This is a genomic window from Metabacillus sp. RB-C-LZQ-3-1 (genome assembly GCF_058315175.1).
Window position 1 is genome coordinate 389117 of sequence record NZ_JBZFLI010000001.1, and the last position, 24450, is coordinate 413566.

Below are 24450 nucleotides of genomic sequence, written 5' to 3' on the forward strand. Positions count from 1 at the left end.
TCTCAATTTTTAATAATAATTCAGGAAAATATAAGACGGACCAGACTTCTCACAGTCATACTCCCGCAAACAAAGACAATAAAAAGATAATTGTCGATCTCATATGAAAAATAGTTTTCTCTTATAATATAAGTATTTCATCTCAGTCTAGTCGTTGTATAATAAAGAGAGAGAGTTGTGAAAGGGGATACAAACAATTGCATACAAAACACTTAGATTTATTAGCACAAAAATATGATTGTGAAGAAAAAGTTGTGACTGAAATTATTAATCTTGAAGCGATCCTCAATCTGCCAAAGGGGACTGAGCATTTTGTTAGTGATTTACACGGAGAGTATCAAGCCTTTCAACATGTATTAAGAAATGGTTCAGGAAAAGTAAAAGAAAAAATAGAAGACATTTATAAGAAGGTATTAACAGAAAAAGAAATTAAAGAATTTGCTACATTAGTGTATTATCCTGAAGATAAAATCAAATTAATGAAGGATCATTTCAGCAATGACCAAGAATTACACCAATGGTACACGGTTATCATTGAGCGGATGATTAAGCTGATTTCATATGCCTCCTCCAAATATACACGTTCAAAATTAAGAAAAGCATTGCCTAGTCAGTTTGTTTATATAATAGAGGAGCTCCTATATAAAACAGACGAATTCACGAATTTTAAGGAGCCTTATTATACAAAGATTGTTCAGCAAATTATTTCCCTTGGACAAGCTGATAAACTCATTATCGGTCTTGCCTATACGACACAACGGTTGGTTGTTGATCATCTTCATGTCGTCGGGGATATTTATGATCGTGGACCTGAGCCTGATAAAATTATGGAAGCCCTTATCAATTATCATTCTGTTGATATTCAATGGGGAAATCATGATGTTCTATGGATCGGTGCCTTTGCAGGTTCTAAGGTTTGTTTAGCGAATATCATCCGAATATGTGCGAGATATAACAACTTGGATATCATCGAGGATGTTTATGGAATCAACCTTAGACCTCTTCTAAATCTAGCGGAGAAATACTATGGAGACAATCCAGCTTTTCGACCGAAAATCCAATCAGATGATAAAGTCACTGAGCAAGAACAATTACAAATTACAAAAATTCATCAAGCGATTGCGATGATTCAGTTTAAGCTTGAAAGTCCTATTATCAAAAGACGTCCTAATTTTAATATGTCAGAAAGACTTTTACTTGAAAAAATAGATTATGAAAAAAACGAAATAACAATTCGCGGCAAAACCTATCCTTTAGAAAATCCATGTTTTGCAACCGTCAATCCCGAGCAGCCTGACCAACTATTAGAGGAAGAAAAGCAAGTGATTGACAAACTCTTATTTTCTGTACAGCATTCAGAAAAGCTTGCTCGACATATGAATTTCCTAATGAAAAAAGGCAGTCTTTATTTAAAATATAATGGAAACTTATTGATACATGGCTGTATTCCTTTAGATGAAGAAGGAAATATGGAAAAAATGGTCATTGAAGGGAAAACCTATGCAGGACGTGAATTACTAGATGTGTTCGAGCATTATTTACGCTATTCTTTTGCACATCCCGAACAAACGGATGATCTTGCAACAGATATGGTCTGGTATTTATGGACAGGAGAATACTCTTCCCTCTTTGGAAAAAGAGCCATGACCACATTTGAGCGTTATTTTATAAAGGATAAGGCAACACATAAAGAGCAAAAGAATCCATATTACTATTTACGTGAAAATGAAGACATCTGCCGTAAAATTCTTTTAGAATTTGATCTAAACCCGGATCAAGGACATATCATTAACGGTCATACACCTGTGAAAGAAATTGAAGGGGAAGATCCAATCAAAGCAAATGGAAAAATGATTGTGATTGATGGAGGCTTTTCTAAAGCCTATCAATCAACAACAGGAATTGCCGGGTATACCTTGTTATATAATTCCTACGGCATGCAGCTAGTTGCCCATCAACATTTTAATTCCAAAGACGATGTGTTATTAAATGGAACAGATGTTTTATCCGTCAAAAGAATAGTAGATAAAGAGTTAGAACGGAAAAAGGTGTTAGAGACAAATGTTGGCGAGGAATTATTACAGGAAATCTCGATTTTGAATAGTTTGATGGAATACCGATATATGAAGTGAGTGCAAGATGTTGAATAGGAAGGGGATAAGATATGGATCTTATTCCCTTTCTTTTCATGAGTAAATATAAACGTACAATACATAGAATAGATTGATAGAGGAGGACAAGAAATTGATGGATAAGGTCGCAAGGAATCAGGTGGAAAAAGCGTTAAGAAAAAGCATTGACAATCAAGACATCGCTGGTGCAAACATTTTAATTTTAAAAAAAGGTGAAGAAATCTTTTACCATGAGGATGGTTATGCTGATATAGATGCAGGAATTCCAATCAAAAGAGACTCTATTTTTCGCTTATACTCTATGACAAAGCCGGTCACTGCAGCTGCAGCCATGATTTTAGTAGAACGTGGAGAAATGGAGTTGTATGAGCCGGTCAGTCAATTTTTAAATGGGTTTAAGCATCAGGTCGTAGATAGGAATGGTAACTTAGTACCTGTTGACCGGGATGTTACACTCCATGATTTACTTGCAATGACGTCAGGGTTAGTCTATGGCGGAGAAGACCGGGCAGGAAAGGACACAAATTCCTTATTTGAGGAGATTGATCGTCGGCTGTTAGGTGATTCTCCAATGGGAACAGTAGAAGCAATGAACGAATTAGGTCAATGTGCACTAGCATTTCAGCCTGGTACATCTTGGCAATATGGAACCTCTGCTGATGTATTAGGGGCTGTGATTGAAGTCGTAAGCGGACAGAGGTTTGGAGAATTCTTGGAAAAAGAATTATTTGATCCGCTAAAAATGAAAGATACAGGATTCTGGCTTCCTGAAGAAAAAAGATCCCGTCTCGTGAAAGCGTATGCAGATACAGAAGATGGAGGATTAGAGCTTTATACTGGCAATCATTTAGGGATCGTTCATCAAATGGACCGAAATCCTGCCTTTGAATCTGGTGGAGCAGGTTTAGTTTCAACTGTTGACGATTATGCTAGATTTGCTAAAATGCTGATGAATCAAGGTACATTAGACGGTGCTCAAATACTACGGCCGAAAACAGTCAACTATTTAACATCAGCAACATTACATCCCAATCAGCAGAAAAGCTTTGAGTTATGGCAATCACAAGGCTACAGCTATGGCAATCTGATGCGCGTCTTAACAAACCCAAGCCAATCTGGGACTTTAGGGAGTCTGGGGGAGTACGGTTGGAATGGCTGGCTCGGCTGTTATTTCATTAACTGCCCAAACAATGATCTTACGTTTCTATTTATGATGCAGAAAAAAGATGCCGGGACTACAACTCTATCGAGAAAATTACGGAATATTGTTTTTAGTTCTTGTTGTCAATAAGTATAAGTGCGAACACTTTGTTTCCCTCCTCGTATAGAGGAAGTAGGGAATAAATCTTTGAGGAGATGTATTTATAATGACTAGAGGATATTTGTTCAAATTATGAGCTGATATCCTCTTTTTTTGTAACAAATTAAAAGTGTAAAAAGGTAATTGGAGTTATATGTTTTTTTCTACTTTCAATTAAAGTAATACAGTGAGCTAATCTCTCTATCCCAGGTTTTATTTGATTCTCATTCACTTGAGAGATGCTTAATCGAATAAGGTTTTCCTTTTTATATTCTGGTAAAAACATTCTAGAGGCATTGTCAACATATATATTCTGTTCGTTTAACTTATGAACGACCTGTTTTGCTGTTATATTCTCAGGCAATCTGATGGAAAGATAGAATCCTGAAGTCGGTTTAGTAAAATGGGTATTTGCAGGCAAAAATAATTCACAGGCTTCTTGAAGAATTTGCATTTTACGGCTGTATAACCCTTTAATTCTTTTAAGATGACTATGAAACATCCCACTTTTTAAATAGATTTCTAGTGCACCTTGAGATAGTGCTGAACTATTAAAATCCGAGCTGAATTTATATCGTAAAAAATTGTTAATCATGATTGTAGGAAGTACGACAGAAGCAATCCTTAAGCCTGGGAGAAAAATTTTTGAAAAGCTTTTAAGATAAATCACTCTCCCAGAAGGATCAAAAGAAAACAAAGGATCTGATTTTGCATTTGGATCAAGGTCTCCTAAAAAATCATCTTCTACAATATATACATCGTATTTCTCCGCTAACTCAACGATTTTTTTCTTTTCACTATTCGTGTAAGAGTGTCCAAGAGGATTGTGAAACCTCGGAATCATATAGAAAAATTTAATATCATTATTTCGAAACATGTATTCCAGACGATCAAGATCAATCCCTTCCATTGATAACTCAATTCCAAATGTAGTAGCTTGGTGCAGATGAATAGATTCAATAAATCCGAAATAAGTAGGTTGTTCAATGAGAATATTATTTTTTCCATTTGGAAATGGCATCGAAACGAGTAAATTAAGGGCTTGCTGTGAGCCAGATACAACGAATACTCGTTCAGGTTGAGTGAAAACCTGTAAATTCTGCAAATATTTCACTATCTGTACTCGTAATGAGTATAGCCCTTGCTGATCAGAGTATGTAAAGAGCTCTTCTTTATAGTGTTCAATCGCTTGATTTATGCAATGTTGAAATTCAAGATAAGGCATCACGTTTTTATCTGGACCAGCAGAATAAAAATCAATTGCTTCATGTTCTTTCGTTGCCTGTTGGAATTCATTCACCACATAGTAGCCGCTTTTAGGAACAGAATAAATAAAATGCTCTTTTTCAAGTTCGGCATATGCTTTAATGACTGTATTTTTGCTGCATGAAAATTGCTCAGATAACTGACGAACAGAAGGGAGTTTACTGCCTGCTACGAGTGATCCATCTGCTAATTGAACCTTCATTTCTTCGATTATCTTATTATATTTTGAACTCATATCTTGCCCCTTTCCTTTAACTGTACCAGGACAGATGGGGATAAAAGTGATTTATTTTTTCTGTGTGTACCCATTATGATGATAATTATATCAGAACTGTTATTGGATAAAAATTGAAAATGGTTTTAGATATTACACGAAATAAAAAGATAGGGGTAGATAAGATGCAGAGAGAAAAATGTGGATTGCTATTGGGGTTAGTAGGTGTGATTTGTTTTAGCTTAACGCTCCCTTCAACAAGTATTGCAGTAGAGTATTTTGGAGCTACGATCGTCGGTTTAGGAAGAACAGTTGTTGCTGCTATTTTAGTAGCTTTGGTCTTGATTGTCCGAAAAGAAAAAGTACCTTCGCGTCAGCAATTCAAAAGTTTACTTATTGTTGCTTTTGGTGCAGTTTTAGGATTTCCTCTCCTGACTTCTTGGGCAATGGGGTACGTGCCTGTTTCTCATGGAGCTGTGGAATTAGCACTATTACCGCTAGCAACAGCCGGATTTGCCATGTTTAGAGCAGGTGAAATCCCTTCTCTGAAATTCTGGATTTCTAGTATAATCGGCTCTTTAGCTGTTATTGTATATGCCCTTCATCTCGGTTTCGGTCAATTACAATATGCCGATTTAGCTTTACTAGCAGCAGCGCTTATATTAGGACTAAGTTACGCAGAGGGCGGGAAATTATCGAAGGAATTAGGCAGTTGGCAAGTGATTGCATGGGCCATTATGATCGGTGCTCCATTTTTCATCATTCCAGTTGGGCTAAACCTTACAATTGAAATGCTCCATGCCCCTATACATGCTTGGATAAGTCTTATTTATCTCTCGGTTGTTAGTCAATTTCTAGCATATGTGGCTTGGTATAGTGGAATGGCTATGGGTGGAATAGCAAGAGTTAGCCAGATTCAATACTTTCAACCATTTTTAATGATTCTATTTGCCACAGTATTTCTTAATGAATCCATTACATTGTTCACAATTGTAATCGCAGCGATTGTTGTCTTTTCTGTAATATTTGGCAAAAATGCTCCCGTATCAAAAGAAGGAACTGTTCAAAAGACCGCAAAATAACATCCTTTTTTAGAAGTACCATATCAAATCTTGTTAAAATAAAGGGTGAGTTAGTCTAAGAAGATGAAACAAGCAGGATACTTAATAGAATTAATGGTAAAATTGGGAGTATGAAAGACTTGATAAAGAATATAAACTAGTTGTATTCAATTTAATGGATATTTATATTAAAGATTGGAAGTGCAAAACAATGGATTTCAAAACAGTTATGCAGGAGCTTGAAGCCCTTGGTAAGGAACGAACGAAAAAAATGTACATATCCAATGGTGCGCACGAGCCGCTTTTTGGAGTGGCTACAGGGGCTATGAAACCAATCGCAAAGAAAATAAAAATAAATCAACCTTTAGCTGAAGAGCTTTATGCCACAGGTAACTATGATGCAATGTATTTTGCAGGCATTATTGCAGACCCAAAAGCTATGACTGAGTCGGATTATGATCGCTGGATCGATGAAGCATATTTTTATATGTTGTCCGATTATGTAGTGGCAGTAACTTTATCAGAATCAGACATTGCACAAGACGTTGCTGATAAATGGATAGCAAGTGGTAAAGAGTTGAGAATGTCAGCGGGCTGGAGTTGTTACTGCTGGCTCTTAGGGAACCGCAAGGACAATGAATTTTCCGAAAGCAAGATTTCCAATATGCTTGATATTGTAAAAAATACGATTCATGATTCACCAGAACGAACGAAATCAGCAATGAATAATTTTCTATACACCGTGGGGATTTCATATTTGCCTCTACATGAAAAAGCAATTGAGACTGCAAAGGAAGTAGGTATAGTAGAAGTCAAACGGGATAAGAAAAAAAGCAGTCTCCTAAATGCTTACGATAGTATTCAAAAAGATCTTGATAGAGGGAGGCTTGGTTTCAAACGCAAATATGTAAGATGTTAATAGATAGTTTGGCATCGGGTTCGATCTAAATAGGGTTGATGCTCTTTTTGTTGAAGTTTCTAAAAATTGATGAGGGGTGGTCCTTGATGATAAATAGTAGAATGAATCCAAAGGTTGATGAATTTTTAAGTGCAGCCACTAAGTGGAAGGAAGAATTTGAGAGGTTAAGAAATATTGTTCTTGACTGTGAGCTGACCGAAGACTTTAAGTGGATGCATCCTTGTTATACGTATCAGAAAAAAAATATCGTTTTAATACACGGATTTAAAGAATATTGTGCGCTTCTGTTTCACAAGGGAGCATTGTTAAAGGATCCCCATGGAATTTTAATCCAACAAACAAAGAATGTACAGTCAGCACGCCAGATTAGGTTCACCAATCTTCAAGAAATAATTGAAATGGAAACCATTTTGAAAGACTATATTTATGAAGCCATTGAGGTTGAAAAAGCCGGTTTGGAAGTGAATGTTAAAAAGAAGACAGAATTCACAATTCCAGAAGAACTTGAAAATAAATTCGATGAACTCCCTGACTTGAAAGCTGCTTTTGAAGGTTTGACACCGGGACGACAAAGAGAATACATTTATTATTTTTCTAATGCCAAAAAATCAGCCACTCGAGAGTCTAGGATTGAAAAATATAGGCAAAAAATTCTCAATGGAAAAGGATTAAACGATTGCACTTGTGGACTATCCAAAAGAATGCCTAACTGTGATGGCTCGCACAAGTCTATTCGATAAAAAATCAATAAAACAAATGGTAAGATATTTCCACACAACGCGGATCTTCTTTTAAGATCGCAGGTAACCATAATTTAAAAACAAAAAAGGATTAGCTAGAGTATAAGTAAACTCACTTAATGGGAGGATCAATCATGTTAGCTTTAATAGAAAAAGTTGAAGATGGTCACATTGCTCGTTTCGATCGCCCACTTAAACATTCCGTAGAAAATGTATGGGCTACTCTCACTCACAATGATAAGTTAGGTAAGTGGATGCCTAATCTTCAAGTAGTAGACCTTAGGAATGGTGGTACGATTAGATTTAATATGAATGATGGAACAGGGAATTCCTTTGACATTAAGATTAGAGATTTTAAAGAAAATGAAGTTCTTGATTACGAATGGGGTGACGGGTGGGTACGTTTTGAATTACATCCTAAACCAGAAGGCTGTTTATTAGTTTTAAAAGAATATATCAATACAATAAATGATCATACCCCAAAAGATTTGGCTGGATGGCATGTTTGCCTTGATGTATTGACTGATTTATTAAACGGGCATTATCATTCTGAATTTCCTAAAGCTAATTGGGAGAAATGGCATCAAAAATATGTGTTTCTGTTAAAGAATTAAGTAACTAGACAATTCCATATTGAACAAATGAGGAGCTATCCTTGAATAAAAGGGCAGTGCTCATTTACTTTTAAAGGACACTTTTAATTTATAAGAATGAATTCTCAGAAGATCGTCATTGGAGTCGATCTTTTTTCTTTGTCACAGTTTCATATAGGAGAGTTCCTATTTTAAGCACGTTTGAAACCCACTTTTTATTGATAATATTTTATGAATTGGAAGAAAATATTGTCATAGGAAAGGAGGGATTCCGAATGTCTTTGAAAATACGGTTAACAAGATTGCTCGTTATGTTTGGGGTGATTTTCGTTATGATAACTCAAGGTTCACTTGAAGTATATGCTAAATCCGGCGTCGCCACACAGCCTATAGAGACAGTGAAAACGATCGAGGTTAAGTTGAACGATGACTACTTTGATCCTAAGGTTATTACTATTCAGAATGGAAAAACGACAAAGTTGATATTAAAAAACGAAGGTAAGAAAGAGCACACCTTCACTGTGGGACCTCTCAATATTGATACTGAAGTCCAGCCTGGAAAAGAAAAAACCATAACCGTGAACCCGAAAAAGCCCGGTACATATGAATTGATATGCCGATACCATTTACAGGAAGGAATGGTTGGGAAAGTAATAGTCAAATAAAAAGCAGGGCCTTTTCGGGCCTGCTTTTTGCACGTTTATTCTCGCATTGCTCCTGCCTCTCGGGAAGTCATAGCACCTTGTCCTTGGCTAACATCTTTTTTAATTTCTTGTTTTACTTTTTGTGCATCAGTTCCGGATAATTCTGATTTCATGGTAGAACCTAAATTCATTTTAGCTTGTTGGTTCTGTTGCATACAAGTCCTCCCTTGATTTATTGTTTAACAATCTTATTATTCACATAACCACTGAGTATATCCCGAGGATTGAATGAAAGACAAACAATAAAGGAGTGTGCAGTGGGGAAGGTAAGATAATTTGCTTATACTACATTTAATTAAGAATTTGAAAATTTCGCCTGAATTTCTTTTAAAAACATTTCAGATGCAACGGAAAAAACCTGATGCTTTTTCCAAACAATATTTAAGCCAGATTCAAGTCTTGGCTCTAGCGGTTTAAAACAAAGATTACTATCACTAGAGGTATTCACGATTTTATCAAGGGTTATTGCATATCCAATGCCTTCTTCAACCATAATGGCTGCATTATATGCAAGATTGTATGTAGTCACGACGTTTAATTTATCGAAATCTTCACCAAACCAATCTGCAAATTCATTTTTAGAATATGTCTTTTTCATCGCTTGTCGTGAACAGATTAGCGGAACATTTAATAAATCCACTGCTTGAATAGTATCTTTTAATGCAAGAGGACTGTCTTTCCTCATAACAACGCCCCAAACATCTTTGGCAGGAATATTGATATAGTTGTATTTTGATAAATCAGCTGGTTGAATTAAAACACCAAAGTCAAGTAATCCCTTGTCAAGCCGTTCAGTCACATCGTCTTCGTTTCCGCTGTAAAGATGATACCGTATATTTGGGTAGCTCAACTGTAAATCCTTTACTACACGTGCAACCTGTTTCATGGTGTCAGTTTCCCCACCGCCTATGTAAACATCACCACTTATTGTTTCTTCCATTGAACTAAATTCTGCCTCTAATTTATCAACCATATCAATGATTTCTTCTGCTCTCTTCCGAAGGAGTATTCCTTCATCAGTGAGAATGATACTGTGACTACTGCGAATAAATAGTTTTTTTCCTAATTCCTGTTCAAGGTCTTTTAATTGTCTAGACAAGGTTGGCTGTGTAACATGCAAAAAATCTGCAGCACCCGTAATGCTTCCTTCTCTTGCAACAGCAAGAAAATATCGCAAAACTCTAATTTCCATATTCACTCCTCCTCTATATTGTACTAGTATATATGTTTCAGAAATGCCCATCAAGCATATCTGGATATAAGATATAAGTAATTGGCATATAGGGAAGACACAGCTAGAATAAATAACAAAGGGTAAAAACAACAGCAGGAAAGGATGTTATGTGATATGTCTACTATTCAACATAAAGTTGTTGTCATTATGGGTGCATCAAGTGGAATTGGAGAGGCAACCACCAAAAAATTGGCAGAAGAAGGAGCAAAATTAGTCATTGCAGCTCGTCGAGAAGATCGTTTAAAAGCTCTTGTTGAAACATTGCCAAACGCTGATATTTCATACGCTGTTGCAGATGTTACGAATAATGATGATGTTCAAGCAGTAGTTGATTTGGCAGTCGAAAAATATGGTCGGGTAGATGTACTCTTCAATAACGCTGGAATCATGCCGCAATCACTTCTTTCAGATTTGCGCGTGGAAGAATGGCGTCAAATGTTAGACATCAATATCATGGGTGTTTTAAATGGAATAGCTGCGGTGTTACCTATCATGCAAACACAACAATCCGGTCATATTGTGACAACCGCCTCCGAAGCAGGACATGTAGTTTTTCAACAAGGTGCTGTTTATAGTGGAACAAAGTTTGCTGTTCGTGCCATTATGGAAACATTGCGCCAAGAGGAAAGAAAAAACAATATTCGCAGCACACTAATTTCTCCGGGAACGGTAGACACTGAACTTCATCTAACCATTAGTGACCCTGAAAGACGTGAATGTATAGAAAATCTTCAACGTGAGGTTGGTTTACAATCAGGTGATGTAGCTGATGCCGTTGCGTATGCCATTAGCACACCTCATACGGTTAATGTAAGTGAAATTCTCTTAGTTCCAGTCAAATAAGTTGACTAATGGTTGTTACCATCAATAGGAGGAAATTTATGACTCACAAATAGAAAGTTTGGTTTATCACAGGTGCTGGAAGTAGAATGGGCGTAGATGTCGCAAAAGCTGCTCTTGCCGCAGGTTACAAAGTCTTCGCCACTGGTCGTAATACCGAAAAAATAACCAACGTTCTTGGTGATGACGAAAACCTGCTGGTCTTAAAAATAGACGTCACCAGCCTGGCTGATACAGAGGCAGCCGTCAAAGCTGCAGGAAATGTTTGAATTAAATAAATTGCCCCATTGATTTTTGGGGCAATCTCTATTTAAGGGCACATTTTTTTGAAGATAGGAGTTGTTTTTATTTGGCTAAACAAAATAAGTTGTTGATTTTTATATTAACAGTGGGGGTTTTCGGCATCTTAAATACGGAGATGGGGGTTATTGGATTATTGCCTTCCATTGCTGATCACTTTGATGTCAGCATATCAAAAGCAGGATTGACGGTGAGTCTTTTTGCTCTTGCTATTGCTATATCTGGACCAACGATGCCGTTATTGTTTTCCGGGATCAATCGAAAGAAGGTCATGTTACTTGTATTAGGTGTTTTCGTTGTGGGAAACATCGCATCCGTATTTGTAACTAACTTTACCCTTCTATTAATAATTCGTATCGCGTTAGCTCTTTTCCATCCGGTTTATTGTTCCATGGCATTTACTGTAGCCGCTTCCTCAGTAAAACCTGAAGAAGCTCCAAAAGCTGTTTCAAAAGTATTCATAGGGGTATCTGCCGGTATGGTAGCCGGGGTCCCAATTGCAAGTTTTATTGATAGTGTTATTTCGTATGAAATGGCGATGGCATTCTTCGCTATAGTTAATGCAGTTGTATTGGGTGCTACATTGATTTTTGTACCATCTATGCCTGTTGAAGAAAGACAATCTTACGGTGAACAACTTGCTGTATTAAAAAAATCCATTGTATGGGTTTCTATAGTAGCTGTCATTTTATTAAATGCCTCTGTATTCGGGGTGTATAGTTATATAGCTGAATATCTGGAAACAGTTACAAATATGTCTTCGAATTTCATAAGTTTAACTTTATTCGTTTTCGGTGGAGCTAATATTATTGGAAACATCGTTGCAGGAAAGGTACTCACTAATAGTCCTATTAAGTCCATCCTATCTTTTCCTTTGTTATTGAGTGTAGTTTACATCCTTTTATTCTTAACTGGAGCGTTTGCTGTGCCTATGGTAATGATCACTTTCCTATGGGGAATATTGGCTGGAGGAATTATGGCTAATATTAATCAATATTTAATTTCATCTTCAGCCCCCGAAGCGCCTGATTTTGCAAATGGATTATTTATTTCAGCTTGTAACGTAGGAACAACAGCGGGTGCATTTGCAGGCGGGTTATTTATATCACAAATGGGTACACAATACGTTGTATTAGTGGGAATTTTATCGTTACTACTAGGTATGATATTTATTTTACTAAGAAACTATAAAGATAGTCCTAAAACAAATCAACTTGCTAGTTAAGAAAAAACGCAACTAATTGGATACTTAAATTAATAGTAGAGCAACGCTGTCATAATGGCAGATTTTTATTATGCTATTTTCTAAAAGGATTGTTGTTTTTAATAAGTTCTTTATAAAAAACTTATTAAGTTGATTGGAGCGGAAGGTGCGAGACGCCTGTGGAAGTAGAGGGACAGATGAGATCCCACAGGCGCTTGGGCCGAGGAAGCTCACCGTCCTCCCCACGGAAAGCGAGCATCCTGGAGCTCCAATCAACCTTTTCTAACACTTATTACAAAGCAACAAAGTTTGCGAAAACTGCCTTTTATTAAGGGAGCAGGTGCATTCATTAAATATAGGGTGTCCATTAAGACTAATATATTAATAATGGAAGAAACCTAAAAATATTGCAAATAAACCTAAAAAGTATGGCATTAAAAATAATTTTGAAAACCCTTACAATATTAGAGACAGGGGGGATGTGAAAAGTGAAAAAACTCAAAAAGCTTGCCGTTTCACTTGATTCTATTTTTGAATGGATTTGTTTAGTTGCACTTGCACTTATGACGTTTATTGTGACACTACAAGTGGTCACTAGGAAACTATTTAATTTTGTTTTCTTTTGGTCCGAAGAAATAACATTGCTTCTAATGGTTTGGTTTGCGTTTATGGGAATTGCAATTGGTTTTAGAGAAAAGTTCCATATTGCAATGGATGCCCTAACAAATGTGTTTGGTGAGAAGTTTAATAAAATATGGAATATCGTAATAGATATTGCCATTTTTGGATTTGGAATTTATTTAATCATAAGTGGATGGAATTTTACATTAGAACAGCTGCACACCACACTTCCGGCAACCGGATGGACAAATAGCCTTTATTATATCGTCATGCCGATTACAGGTATCATGATATGTATTTACAGTTTTTTATCAATAATTGGAATCGATACAAGAAGACATCAGAGTTTAGAGGAGGAACACTAAAAACATGACAATGACGACAATTGCTACGATCATATTAGCTGCTAGTTTTATCATCATGTTGCTTTTACGTTTTCCGATCGCATTGACGATAGCGGGTTCATCATTACTTACCATTATGTATTTAGATGTTCCTTGGGTTGTTGTCGGGCAAAGGATGATTAATAGTTTAGATTCTTACACATTAATGGCAATTCCCTTTTTTATTCTAGCAGGAGCGATTATGAGTGAAGGGGGTTTGGCTACGAGACTGATTAACTTAGCTCAATTATGCGTCGGGGCTGTTCGCGGGGGATTAGGGTTAGTTACTTGTATAGCATGCATGTTTTTTGGAAATATATCAGGTTCAGCTGCAGCAGATGCCTCTTCTGTCGGATCTGTTTTAATTCCAGCGATGAAAAAACGCGGGTATAATCCGGAATTCACAGTAGGATTAACAACATCTGCAGCCATTCAAGGGGTTGTCATGCCTCCAAGCTATAATATGATTTTATATGCTGTAGCAGCAGGCGGGGTGTCTGTATCCTCCTTGTTTCTAGCTGGTATTATCCCATGCCTTATTTTATTGGCAGCATTAATGACAACAAGTTATGTAATTGCAAAAAAACGGAAATATCCAAAGGGTGAACCAATCCAATTAAAAGAAGTGCCAAGAGTGATTAAAGAAGGATTGCTTTCCGTTATGATGGGTGTTATTATCCTTGGGGGAATTTTCAGCGGCTGGTTTACAGCGACAGAAGCAGGAGCAATTGCTTGTGTTTACGCCTTTATTATCACTTTCTTTGTCTATAAAGATATACCATTATCTCATACGGTTATTGTCTTAAAGAAAACATTCCGTACCGTTTCAATGGTACTCTTTCTAATTGCTGCTTCAGGTGCATTTGGATGGGTTGTGTCGTATTTGCAAATCCCTGGAATGGTAGCAGATTCATTTTTAGGATTTACCGATAATCCTATTCTTATTTTACTTATGCTCAATATTTTATTGTTAATTCTCGGGGCACCTATGGATATGGCTCCATTGATTTTGATCATGACCCCAATTTTATTTCCAGTTGTAACATCACTCGGTGTTGATCCCGTTCATTTTGGGATTATCATGATTTTAAATCTTGGCATTGGCCTGATCACTCCACCTGTTGGAACCGTGTTATTTGTTGGTTGTGCGATCGGAAAGACATCTGTTTGGAAGACAAGTAAAGCATTAGTCCCATTCTATCTAGTGATGATAGCAGTTTTACTCTTACTTACGTATGTACCAGAAATCGTGTTATGGTTACCAAATCAATTAAGTCAGTAGTTTTATAGTGATCTAGTTTCTTATCATAAAGCTTAGTGAACATTGAAGGACTTTTGATACAAAGCTAAAGATATTACAAATTTTCATAAAAAATACAACATTCAAAATTAAAGCGCTTTCAATTATACTAAGTACTGCATAGAGTTATAAATTAACTATAACAAGGGGAGATCAACGTGAAAAAAAGTCCAAAGTTTTTAGGTGGTTTATTATCTGTCTTTTTACTTGCTGGTATTGCAACAGCCTGTAGCGGTGGCGAACAGCAAGCAACTACAAGCAATGCGGGTACCGATGACAAAGCTGGGAAAAAACCAACTTATACATTTCGGCTAGCAGAAACACATGCACCAGACTATCCAACGACGTTGGGGGATAAAAGATTTGCAGAACTTGTGAAGGAAAAATCGGATGGTCGAATTCAAATTGATGTATTTCCATCTGCCCAATTAGGTGAGGAGAAAGCGGTCGTTGAACAGGTACAACTGGGTGCAATTGATTTTACACGTGTAAGTTCTGGAATTTTGGGTGGCTTTAACAAGGATTTCGGTGTTTTCAGTTTGCCATACATCTTTGATAGCCAGGAGCATATGTGGAACTATTTAAATGGAGAAAATGGACAGTCACTATTAACTAGTTTAGAAGCCTCAAAAATGAAAGGATTAGCCTATATGGATCCAGGTTCCCGCAGCTTTTATACGAAGGATGAAGTAAAAAGTCTTTCAGATTTAAAAGGGAAAAAAATACGTGTTATTCAAAATGAAGTAAATGTTGAAATCATGGATGCATTAGGGATCAACGCAACACCGATGGCGTATGGAGAAGTTTACAGTGCCATTCAAACTGGAGTAATTGATGGAGCTGAAAACAATTATCCAAGCTACTATTCTTCTAAACACTATGAAGTAGCACCATATTATTTTGTTGATAAACACCAACGAGTGCCAGAGGTGTTATTAGTAAGTACCACTACTTGGAATAAATTAGATAAAGAGGACCAAGAAATCATTGAGGAAGCAGCAAAAGAAACAGTTCAGTATCAAATAGAAGAATGGAATAAATATGAAAAGGAATCAGAAGAAAAAGTAAGAGAAGCAGGATCAACGATAACGGAAATAGAAGATATTAAGCCTTTCCAAAAAGCAGTGGAACCTGTAATTGAAAAATACCGTACAGAATACAAGGACGTATTAGATGCTATTGATGCTGCCAGATAAAAAAGGTGATGTTTCCAATCTCTTGGAATGAAATTTTATAGACCTTCCTAAAACTTTACCTTTCACTCTATCCATAGATGTGAATAACATAGAGCTAAAAACATATTATATGGAAAAGAATTTTGTTAATCTAATAGAGTAGAGGAAGGGGCGAAATCTTGTCTCTTCCTTTATTATTTAACAAATTAAGTTTCATTGTATTTTGGGATATGAGGTGGAAAATGTGAAAACTTTAGTTAAACGAGTAAAAACTCTGTTGCACTATTTATTATTAAGAGATTCTTCTTTAACGATAAAAATGCTCGTTTATTCAGCCCATCTCGTAGTTATTCCCATGATTGCAGTTGGGGTTGTAGCATACCACCAATCTTCTGATGTATTGGAGGAAGAGGCAAAGCAATATAGCTGGCAAATTATTGAGCAGGTGAAAAAAAATTTAGAGTATTATTTTTTAGATTTTGAAATTTCTATGCTAAGAATAACCAATCACCCTGACATGAACCACTTTTTAATGATGACAACTAGAGATGAAATAGAGGAAAGTGGAATTCGAAGCAAGGTTCAACAAGTCCTGTATAATGCAGCTTATTCACGTCGTGATGTCACAGGAATTACAGTTATATTAGATGATCTTCAAGTGATTGATACAGCTGGAGTAAAGGAATATTTGCCGGCTGATAATGTAAAACATGAATATTGGTATAAAGATGTACCACAAAATGGAGAATCAATTATTATTAGCCGTTTTATTAAATATCAAGGACGGGATGAACCGGTAATATCAATTGTGAAAAGACTAATAAGTCCTCGGACGCTAAAACCAGTTGGGATGATTATAACAGATATTAATTTTAATCGGATTAGTGAAATTACTGAGATGGTAACGATGGGAAAGACAGGTTATATGAGCATTTTGGACTCACAAGGTCATTATGTATATCATCCTGATATACACGAATTAGGTCAGAAAGCCAAATTTAATTCGTTAGAATCCATATTAGAAAATCAGTCTCATGGATCCTTCATATTAGACAATAAGAAGAGGGAGCTTTTGACGTATAGTTACTCAAGTAATCTTGGATGGACAATGCTTACTCTAGTCCCATACAATGAACTGACACAAGGCAGTCAGATCATTCGGAAGTCAATTTTTTGGGTTACAATCATTGCACTGATCATTACTTATTTAATAGGGATTACCTTTGCTTCTAGTATCATTCGCCCAATTAAACGACTTCAGAAATTCATGAGGAAGGTCGAAACAGGTGATTTTGATGAGCAAATCGAAGTTGTTTCGAAAGATGAAATAGGGATGCTTTATCAAGGCTTTAACCGTATGGTGATCCAGTTAAAGCAACTTTTGGATGAAATTTATGATACAAAACTAAAAGAAACCGAAATGAATTTACGGCAAAAGGAAATGGAATTACATGTATTACAATCTCAATTGAATCCTCATTTTTTATATAACTCATTAGAAACAATTCGTGGAATGGCACTAGAAAAGGATATGGACGATATCGCGTCAATGAGTGCTGCCTTATCGAGATTATTGCGTTATAACCTTAAGGAATCATCTCAATTGATCACAGTAAAAGACGAGCTTGAAGTTTGTAAACTTTATCTTCAAATTCAAAAATACCGATTTGAAGATCGGCTAGATTTTTCAATTGATCTTCCTGATTGGGCTCTAAAGCAAAAAATACCAAAATTCTCCCTTCAGCCAATCATTGAAAATTGTATTCATCACGGTGTAGCCCTGACGTTCAATCAAACTATTATTCAAGTAAGGGCGTTAAAAGAAACAACCGACTCTATTATTCTTGAGGTAGAGGATAATGGACCAGGTATGGATGAAGCTGTTTTGCAAATGATCCATCACGATCTACAATTTAAAGATATAACAAAAGGCGGTTCCCAAATAGGAGTGGTAAACGTGCATAGAAGGATTGAACATTTATTTGGATCTGAATATGGGCTATGGATTGAAAGTGAATGCAAGAAAGGAACAAAAGTTTCTATCAGGTTGCCGATGGAAAAAGAATGGGAGTAAAGGAGGCGATGTAATGTATTCAATTCTGATAGCAGATGATGAAAGATGGGTAAGATCCTCACTTAAAAAAATCATTGAACGGATAGAACTGCCATTTAAGGTATCTTATGAAGCCTCACATGGTTTGGAAGTCATAGATTTTTTAAAGCAGAATCATGCTGATGTTATTATTACAGATATTTGTATGCCAATTATGGATGGCTTGCAATTGGCTCAAACTATTCATGAACAACAGTTTAATACAGATATTATTATTGTAAGCGGGCATGATGAATTTCAATATGCACAACAAGCAGTAAAATTAGGTGTTAGAGACTATTTACTTAAGCCGGTACTTATTGAAGATGTGTCCGCCATTTTAACTAAGATTAAAGAGGAACGCATTTTCAAAAAGCTGCAGGAGAAAAAAGAACAGCAGCAAGAAAATTGTCAAATGATTCCCTATGAAGAACGTTCAACCATCGAAAAAGTGATCACTTTTATACACGAGAAAATGCCAGGTGAGGTAACCCTCCAAGAAACAGCATCCGCCGTACACTTAAATTCAAGCTATTTAAGCTCATTATTTAAAGAACAAATGAAGATGAAATTTATGGACTATGTTATGAAGGTAAGGATGGAAGAGGCTCAAAAGCTGCTCATCAAAACCTCATTACGAGTATCTGAAATAGCAGATCGCTTAGAATATAATGATATCGCTTACTTTAGCAATACATTTAAACGCATATGTGGAACAACCCCCTCAGAATATCGGAGGTTACATAAAAGAATTACATAAATTTAATTACAATAACCCCTTAATAGTTGCAGGTAGTGAGCCGGGTACACGTTGGCAAAGTGAACAAGTATTGTTTTCCAAGTTAAAAATTCTTTTTACTGAACTTTTAAATAGTGTTTACTACGATAATGTTAAATCAGACACTCATAATGGAAATGTTCTATTATAAGTGTCTGACTCATATTAATTATTCCGGACGATATTTTTCTACTCGAGAATCGTTAATTACTCCATCCCAGTTTAAGCCAAAAGTGAAGTCATAAGCATTTCCTTCTGTATCAACGTGTACCTCCATATCATGTGGAACATCTTCATATTGCTCTTCTACAGTCTGCATGTTAGCTGGCATTTGGAACGGCAGAAGCCCTGAAGGTTCAACGTTACCTGAAACGATATCAAGTATAGCTTGGTCCTGGACACCAAAGTTTACTAGAATTCCATCGACTTTACTTTCAAATTCAGCAAGTACTGACGGAGTACTCATGTTGATTGAAACAATGACAGGCTTGTCACCCATTTTCTCTTTTGTTTCAAGTACAAGATCCAGATCTTTTGTATTTGCAGCTGTTACTGTTTTGCCTTTGTAGGATCTATTTGTGAAATCTTCTGTTGGATGTCCGCCAGCTATACTTACCTCTCTAGCATATTCAGCTGTATATTGACCGTATTGTAAGGTGATTGGTAAATAACCATTTCCACCATTATTGCGATCTTCAACAGAATAACCAAGTCCGCCATCTGGACTTTTGATTCCAATTAATGCAAAGTCCGCTGCATTAGGATCATTTGTTACATTAAAATATTTTTTTACAACATCAAGATTAAATGGAACTTCATAATAACCCGGTGTAACTCCTCCACCAAAGCGAGCTTTCACAGGAGGGTACCAGCGTTCAGGTACATAAGCTGTTAACTTTTTATTATTTTTTGCTTGCAGTGGTAACACATGATCTTTGTTCTTTAGCATAATAATCGACTTGAGCTGTGCTTCAAAACCTGCTTCCATAAATTCCGCATGACCAACTGTCTCAGCTGTCTCTTCGACATCAAGATAAGGGTTTTCGAATAAACCTACTTGGAAAACGTTTTTTAACAATCGAACTGCTGATTCCTCAAAACGATTGCGCATAAATTCTTCTCCATGCTCCTCAACACCCATTTGATAAGCGGCTATAATATCATCAGATTCATCAACACCGCCAAATTGGTCCACACCGTTCATAATAACTTTATAGAATCGTTCTGGAACGGTAAGATGTTCAACACCCCATGAGGTTCCGTAACCGAATTTCTCCATATCATCAATTTCATAACCAATATCCTCAGTGATTCCCCAGTCTGTCGTAATGACTCCATCATAACCATATTTATTTCTTAGAAGATCATTGATCATATATTTACTATATGAATTTCCAACGTTTTCTCCATATTTAGTATCTTGATTCCATGAAATTGTATAGTAAGGCATGATTGCGGAAACTGAACCGGTACCACCTTTTAAGTCAAATGCACCTTTTAAAAATGGAATAAGATGTTCATCAAAGTTGTTCCCTGGATAAACGGCGTATTTTCCAAATGGATAATGCGCGTCACGGCCAGCTTCACCAGATCCGCCGCCAGGCCAGTGTTTGGCCATTGTATTGACACTTGTGTAACCCCAAGCATTAGCGATTTCATCTTCTCCGCTAGATGTTTGGAATCCATCAGCATAGGCTCGAGCCATGTCTGCTGAGAGGTTCGGATCTTCCCCAAATGTACCCGGGAACCGGTACCAACGGGGATCAGTGGCAATATCAATTTGTGGGGAAAGTGCGGTTGAAATTCCAAGTGCACGATACTCATTTGAAGCAATTTCACCAAATTCCTCAATAATCTCAGGATCAAAGGTAGCAGCTAATCCAATGGACTCTGGCCACATCGAAATATCTCCACCAGCTCCAGCATTATACTCTGCACTAGAATCTGAACCGTGGCGTGGATCTGAACTGTTATTTAATGGAATACCTAACCCCAATCCTTCAGCCAAGGCTTGAGCATTATTGTTCCATTGTGCAGCAGTCTCTGGACTTGCAACACTTGTAAACAATACATGACGAAGATTATCATTAACAATATAACTTCTCTGAGCTTCAGTTAATTCAGCGGAATCAATCCTTTGATGCGAGCTGTACAGCATTAAACCGGAAATTTCTTCTACTGACATTTTAGAGGCTAAATCTTCAGCTCGCTCTTTAACAGATAGCCGCCAATCTTCATAATCGTCTAATTTATTATTTTTGTTTAGATCCTTAAATGCGTATCCATTCCGAATAATATAATCTACTCCAGAGTTCCCTGAATAACCTAAAGTCGGGCCGTCCCTATTAGCAACATAATTTATTTCACCTGATTCAACAACAGACCATTTTCGTCCGTTATCTTTTGATAGTCCGGCACCTTTACCGTTATGATTAAGATTAGCACTGCTTCCAAAAACCGGACTTTGCATTCCAAGTACAAAGGCTGCTATGGACGCAACACTTATGACTCTTTTAAAACCTTTATTCATGTTTTACCCTCCTTATATCATTTTAAAAATCATGTGATTTGTCTGTTAAATTTCAGGTAATGTTTTTATTACCTTAATTTACAGTAAATAGGTAGTGCTTCCTTAAGAGATCAATCCGTGTAAGCGCAACTTTAGTTAGTTATTTTTTCAGTAGAGTAAGAAATACATGAAGGTATCTTTTTTTATAAAGGAGTATTTACAGCATGGAATTGAAGATCTTAAGTATTTTCTACTATCCCCTCCTTAATCATGGAAGCGCTTACTAACTTATTGTAAAGTATAATTTGCTGTATCTTTTAAAGAATTAGTAGCACTTTTTTAAGAATATCTGGATTTTTTCAACATACAAAATGAGACCAATAATTATTCCAGGGAAGATGGCTGTTAAGAAAACGATAAGAAAGCTACATAATGAAGGATTACCTTCACCATCTTATCTTGACGATTTAATAACATCATCCACTTTTTCTCCTTTTTCTGATAAATTAATGCTATTTCATAAGATCGATATGTTTACAATAAAAATTAGAACCTTTGGTAATGCTGCAGCCGTAAATGGAAGACGTGACATTGGACTTTATTATGCGAATTCGTTGATGGAAAATTCAAATTTTGTTCATCAGGCAGCGCAAATTATGATCGAGAGAGGCTGGTTTGAAGAACCACCTAGTGCAGCAGATAGTAATTAAGGGGACAAAAGGTTAGTGAAGGAATCCAAAAGAACATAATATTATGGAGGATAGCTTTTCAGGTTCGGCAATGACTAATCAGAACGGAATGCTTGAGTCAGGGTTTAATAAGATTGCTTCGGCAATCTTTTTTTGCGTTTAGTTCCGAAAGCCACATTGTAAATACAGCTAATGGTAGACGATTAACAGAAAGTGGTTTACCGATAAAATTGCTAAAACTCAGCTACCATTTTTTGTGTTATGTTATAAATACAAAATACAGATGAGGTGGTAGATTTAGAGATTACGTAGGGATGAGTAAAGGTGGATTTGAAAGCGTTTTAATGGAATGTTTATTTTTTGAAATGAGGGAGAGGTAAATATGGAAAAAAATTATACAGATATAAATTCCAAAACTTTCGACAAGTGGGTTGAGGAAGGATGGGAATGGGGGCAACCAATTAGTCACGAAATTTTTGAAAAAGCCAAGAAGAATGAGTGGTTTGTGCTATTATCACCTACCAAACCTGTACCGAAGGAATGGTTTTGTGAATTGAGGAATGCCGAAATACTAGGCTTAGCTTCTGGAGGCGGTCAACAAATGCCTATATTTTCTGCCTTAGGTGCAAGGTGTACAGTATTAGATTATTCAGAAAAACAATTGCTAAGTGAAAAAGAGGTAGCGAAAAGAGAAAATTATGAGATAAAAACAATCAGAGCAGATATGACAAAAACATTGCCTTTTGAGAATGAATCATTCGACTTGATTTTTCATCCTGTTTCCAATTGTTATGTTGAGGATGTTCTTCCTATTTGGAAAGAATGTTACAGGGTGTTGAAAAAAGGAGGAATCCTATTGGCAGGATTAGATAATGGTTTTAATTATATTTTTAATGATGAAGAAACAACTGTAACCTATAAACTGCCATTTAACCCTTTGAAGGATAAGAAACTTTATGAGGAATCAATAAAAAATGACTGGGGAATCCAATTTTCACACACCATTGAAGAACAAATTGGGGGACAATTACAGGCAGGTTTCGTACTTACAGATATATATCAGGATACAAACGGTTCAGGTAATCTGCATGAATTCAATATTCCAACGTTTTATGCTACAAGAGCAATTAAGAAGTAAGAATATAATGGTTGCAAGAGTTAAAGATTAGGTTGCTCAGGCGGCCTTTTTCTTATTGAGCTAAAGGTTCAGGATAATAAAGCAAAGAAACAAGAGTTAATAAAAAAGTACCTAATACATAAAAACATTTTTTACTTTTCCCGACTTCTTCATCATTATTTTTTGTTGTAAATACAACAAATTTAGGTTAAGTTTAACATATGGTATTTTTATTACATTTGCAATAAAAACATGAACTAAGGAGCTCATTATGAAGGAAATTCTTCGTGAAATTGGAATGATTGCCAGGGCATTAGATTCTATAAGTAATATCGAATTCAAAGAATATGACCTTACAAAAGGACAATATTTGTACCTGGTGCGAATATGTGAAAACCCGGGAATCATACAAGAAAAGTTGGCTGAAATGATAAAGGTAGATCGAACAACAGCAGCACGTGCTATAAAAAAACTTGAAATGAATGGCTTTATTGAAAAGAAAGAGGATAAACATAACAAGAAAATCAAAAAACTCTTTGCTACATTGAAAGGGAAAGATGTTTATCCGTATATAAAAAGAGAAAATGAATATTCCAATATCGTTGCATTAAAAGGATTTTCCGAAAGGGAAGAAGAAACCATATTCACACTTCTTCAAAGAGTGAGGAAAAATATAGAGAAGGACTGGGAATTTGTAAAAAAGGGCAACAAGAGAAATTATTGATGATATATAAAGGAGCGACATATGTTAATGACCATAAAGATAAAAAAGTGTACCCTTGAAGATTCACACCGACTTCAAGAAATTAGTTATGAAACTTTTAATGAGACATTTAAGCATCAGAATTCACCCGAAAATATGAATGCCTATTTGGAAAGGGCATTTAGCTTAAAACAACTAGAAAAAGAATTATCCAATATTTCTTCACAATTCTTTTTTATTTATTTTCATAATCAAGTTGCCGGGTATTTAAAGGTCAATACCAATGATGCTCAATCTGAAAAAATGGGTGATGATGCACTTGAAATCGAAAGGATTTATATAAGAAGCAAATTTCAAAAACGTGGACTTGGCAAATATCTGTTAAATAAAGCGATGGAAATTGCGGTAGAACGTAATAAAAAGAAAATCTGGCTAGGTGTATGGGAAAAAAATGAACATGCTATTGCTTTTTATAAAAAAATGGGGTTTGTTCAAACAGGAGCCCATTCTTTTAATATGGGTGATGAAGAACAAACGGACTTTATCATGACAAAATCACTCCTATAACTTTTTTGA

23 protein-coding genes are annotated in these 24450 nt (G+C 36.1%); 19 read left to right on the plus strand and 4 right to left on the minus strand.

Annotation, left to right across the window (positions count from 1 at the left end):
* The first annotated feature begins 197 nt into the window (after nucleotides 1-197).
* On the plus strand, nucleotides 198-2132 hold the full coding sequence (gene fbp / locus AC4GZ8_RS02140) for a fructose-1,6-bisphosphatase (RefSeq protein WP_491080151.1): 1935 nt from the start codon (nucleotides 198-200) through the stop codon (nucleotides 2130-2132).
* Between the two features lie 115 nt (nucleotides 2133-2247).
* The gene (locus tag AC4GZ8_RS02145; protein ID WP_491080409.1) at nucleotides 2248-3423 is read left to right on the plus strand and encodes a serine hydrolase domain-containing protein; all 1176 of its coding nucleotides are present in this window, start codon (nucleotides 2248-2250) and stop codon (nucleotides 3421-3423) included.
* Between the two features lie 133 nt (nucleotides 3424-3556).
* On the opposite strand, the gene AC4GZ8_RS02150 is transcribed toward AC4GZ8_RS02145, so the two are convergent.
* Nucleotides 3557-4933, minus strand: a complete 1377-nt coding sequence (locus AC4GZ8_RS02150; RefSeq protein WP_491080152.1) for an aminotransferase-like domain-containing protein — start codon at nucleotides 4931-4933, stop codon at nucleotides 3557-3559.
* Nucleotides 4934-5097: 164 nt separating this feature from the next.
* On the opposite strand from AC4GZ8_RS02150, the gene AC4GZ8_RS02155 reads away from it, so the two are divergent.
* From AC4GZ8_RS02155 to AC4GZ8_RS02175, 5 genes are all read left to right on the plus strand, one after another.
* A complete protein-coding gene (locus AC4GZ8_RS02155; protein WP_491080153.1) occupies nucleotides 5098-5994 on the plus strand; it encodes a DMT family transporter in 897 nt (298 codons plus the stop codon).
* A 190-nt stretch (nucleotides 5995-6184) separates the two neighbouring features.
* On the plus strand, nucleotides 6185-6892 hold the full coding sequence (locus AC4GZ8_RS02160; RefSeq protein ID WP_491080154.1) for a DNA alkylation repair protein: 708 nt from the start codon (nucleotides 6185-6187) through the stop codon (nucleotides 6890-6892).
* Nucleotides 6893-6978: 86 nt separating this feature from the next.
* Nucleotides 6979-7632, plus strand: a complete 654-nt coding sequence (locus AC4GZ8_RS02165; protein ID WP_491080155.1) for a YdeI/OmpD-associated family protein — start codon at nucleotides 6979-6981, stop codon at nucleotides 7630-7632.
* 134 nt (nucleotides 7633-7766) lie between these two features.
* Complete coding sequence (locus tag AC4GZ8_RS02170) at nucleotides 7767-8246, plus strand: SRPBCC family protein (protein ID WP_491080156.1); 480 nt, start codon at nucleotides 7767-7769, stop codon at nucleotides 8244-8246.
* 254 nt (nucleotides 8247-8500) lie between these two features.
* Nucleotides 8501-8890, plus strand: coding sequence for a cupredoxin domain-containing protein (locus AC4GZ8_RS02175; RefSeq protein ID WP_491080157.1), 390 nt, complete (start codon nucleotides 8501-8503; stop codon nucleotides 8888-8890).
* Nucleotides 8891-8925: 35 nt separating this feature from the next.
* On the opposite strand, the gene AC4GZ8_RS02180 is transcribed toward AC4GZ8_RS02175, so the two are convergent.
* Both AC4GZ8_RS02180 and AC4GZ8_RS02185 read right to left on the minus strand, forming a co-directional pair.
* Nucleotides 8926-9084 carry a hypothetical protein gene (locus tag AC4GZ8_RS02180; protein WP_491080158.1) on the minus strand — a complete coding sequence of 53 codons (159 nt, stop codon included), beginning with the start codon at nucleotides 9082-9084 and terminating at the stop codon, nucleotides 8926-8928.
* A gap of 140 nt (nucleotides 9085-9224) precedes the next feature.
* Complete coding sequence (locus tag AC4GZ8_RS02185; protein WP_491080159.1) at nucleotides 9225-10121, minus strand: LysR family transcriptional regulator; 897 nt, start codon at nucleotides 10119-10121, stop codon at nucleotides 9225-9227.
* A gap of 156 nt (nucleotides 10122-10277) precedes the next feature.
* On the opposite strand from AC4GZ8_RS02185, the gene AC4GZ8_RS02190 reads away from it, so the two are divergent.
* From AC4GZ8_RS02190 to AC4GZ8_RS02225, 8 genes are all read left to right on the plus strand, one after another.
* Nucleotides 10278-11006 (plus strand): SDR family oxidoreductase, encoded by a 729-nt coding sequence (locus AC4GZ8_RS02190; protein ID WP_491080160.1) that lies wholly within the window; start codon nucleotides 10278-10280, stop codon nucleotides 11004-11006.
* A 65-nt stretch (nucleotides 11007-11071) separates the two neighbouring features.
* Nucleotides 11072-11272 (plus strand): SDR family NAD(P)-dependent oxidoreductase, encoded by a 201-nt coding sequence (locus AC4GZ8_RS02195; protein WP_491080410.1) that lies wholly within the window; start codon nucleotides 11072-11074, stop codon nucleotides 11270-11272.
* An 80-nt stretch (nucleotides 11273-11352) separates the two neighbouring features.
* Nucleotides 11353-12528 carry an MFS transporter gene (locus AC4GZ8_RS02200; protein ID WP_491080161.1) on the plus strand — a complete coding sequence of 392 codons (1176 nt, stop codon included), beginning with the start codon at nucleotides 11353-11355 and terminating at the stop codon, nucleotides 12526-12528.
* A gap of 467 nt (nucleotides 12529-12995) precedes the next feature.
* Nucleotides 12996-13493 carry a TRAP transporter small permease gene (locus AC4GZ8_RS02205; protein ID WP_491080162.1) on the plus strand — a complete coding sequence of 166 codons (498 nt, stop codon included), beginning with the start codon at nucleotides 12996-12998 and terminating at the stop codon, nucleotides 13491-13493.
* Between the two features lie 4 nt (nucleotides 13494-13497).
* The gene (locus AC4GZ8_RS02210) at nucleotides 13498-14793 is read left to right on the plus strand and encodes a TRAP transporter large permease (protein WP_491080163.1); all 1296 of its coding nucleotides are present in this window, start codon (nucleotides 13498-13500) and stop codon (nucleotides 14791-14793) included.
* A gap of 176 nt (nucleotides 14794-14969) precedes the next feature.
* Nucleotides 14970-16007 (plus strand): TRAP transporter substrate-binding protein, encoded by a 1038-nt coding sequence (locus AC4GZ8_RS02215; RefSeq protein WP_491080164.1) that lies wholly within the window; start codon nucleotides 14970-14972, stop codon nucleotides 16005-16007.
* A 223-nt stretch (nucleotides 16008-16230) separates the two neighbouring features.
* Complete coding sequence (locus AC4GZ8_RS02220) at nucleotides 16231-18060, plus strand: sensor histidine kinase (protein WP_491080165.1); 1830 nt, start codon at nucleotides 16231-16233, stop codon at nucleotides 18058-18060.
* Between the two features lie 13 nt (nucleotides 18061-18073).
* Complete coding sequence (locus tag AC4GZ8_RS02225; RefSeq protein WP_491080166.1) at nucleotides 18074-18838, plus strand: response regulator transcription factor; 765 nt, start codon at nucleotides 18074-18076, stop codon at nucleotides 18836-18838.
* 187 nt (nucleotides 18839-19025) lie between these two features.
* Here the strand turns inward: AC4GZ8_RS02225 and AC4GZ8_RS02230 are convergent, their stop codons facing one another.
* Nucleotides 19026-21386: a glycoside hydrolase family 3 protein gene (locus AC4GZ8_RS02230; RefSeq protein WP_491080167.1), complete on the minus strand. Its 2361-nt coding sequence runs from the start codon at nucleotides 21384-21386 to the stop codon at nucleotides 19026-19028.
* Nucleotides 21387-21736: 350 nt separating this feature from the next.
* Between AC4GZ8_RS02230 and AC4GZ8_RS02235 the strand changes: the two genes are divergently transcribed.
* The 4 genes from AC4GZ8_RS02235 (at nucleotide 21737) to paiA (ending at nucleotide 24441) form a co-directional block, all read left to right on the plus strand.
* Nucleotides 21737-22075, plus strand: coding sequence for a DUF3231 family protein (locus AC4GZ8_RS02235; RefSeq protein ID WP_491080168.1), 339 nt, complete (start codon nucleotides 21737-21739; stop codon nucleotides 22073-22075).
* 361 nt (nucleotides 22076-22436) lie between these two features.
* Nucleotides 22437-23192 (plus strand): class I SAM-dependent methyltransferase, encoded by a 756-nt coding sequence (locus AC4GZ8_RS02240; protein ID WP_491080169.1) that lies wholly within the window; start codon nucleotides 22437-22439, stop codon nucleotides 23190-23192.
* A 250-nt stretch (nucleotides 23193-23442) separates the two neighbouring features.
* A complete protein-coding gene (locus tag AC4GZ8_RS02245) occupies nucleotides 23443-23895 on the plus strand; it encodes a MarR family winged helix-turn-helix transcriptional regulator (RefSeq protein ID WP_491080170.1) in 453 nt (150 codons plus the stop codon).
* 27 nt (nucleotides 23896-23922) lie between these two features.
* Nucleotides 23923-24441 carry a spermidine/spermine N(1)-acetyltransferase gene (paiA, locus tag AC4GZ8_RS02250; protein WP_491080411.1) on the plus strand — a complete coding sequence of 173 codons (519 nt, stop codon included), beginning with the start codon at nucleotides 23923-23925 and terminating at the stop codon, nucleotides 24439-24441.
* Nucleotides 24442-24450: the final 9 nt, after the last annotated feature.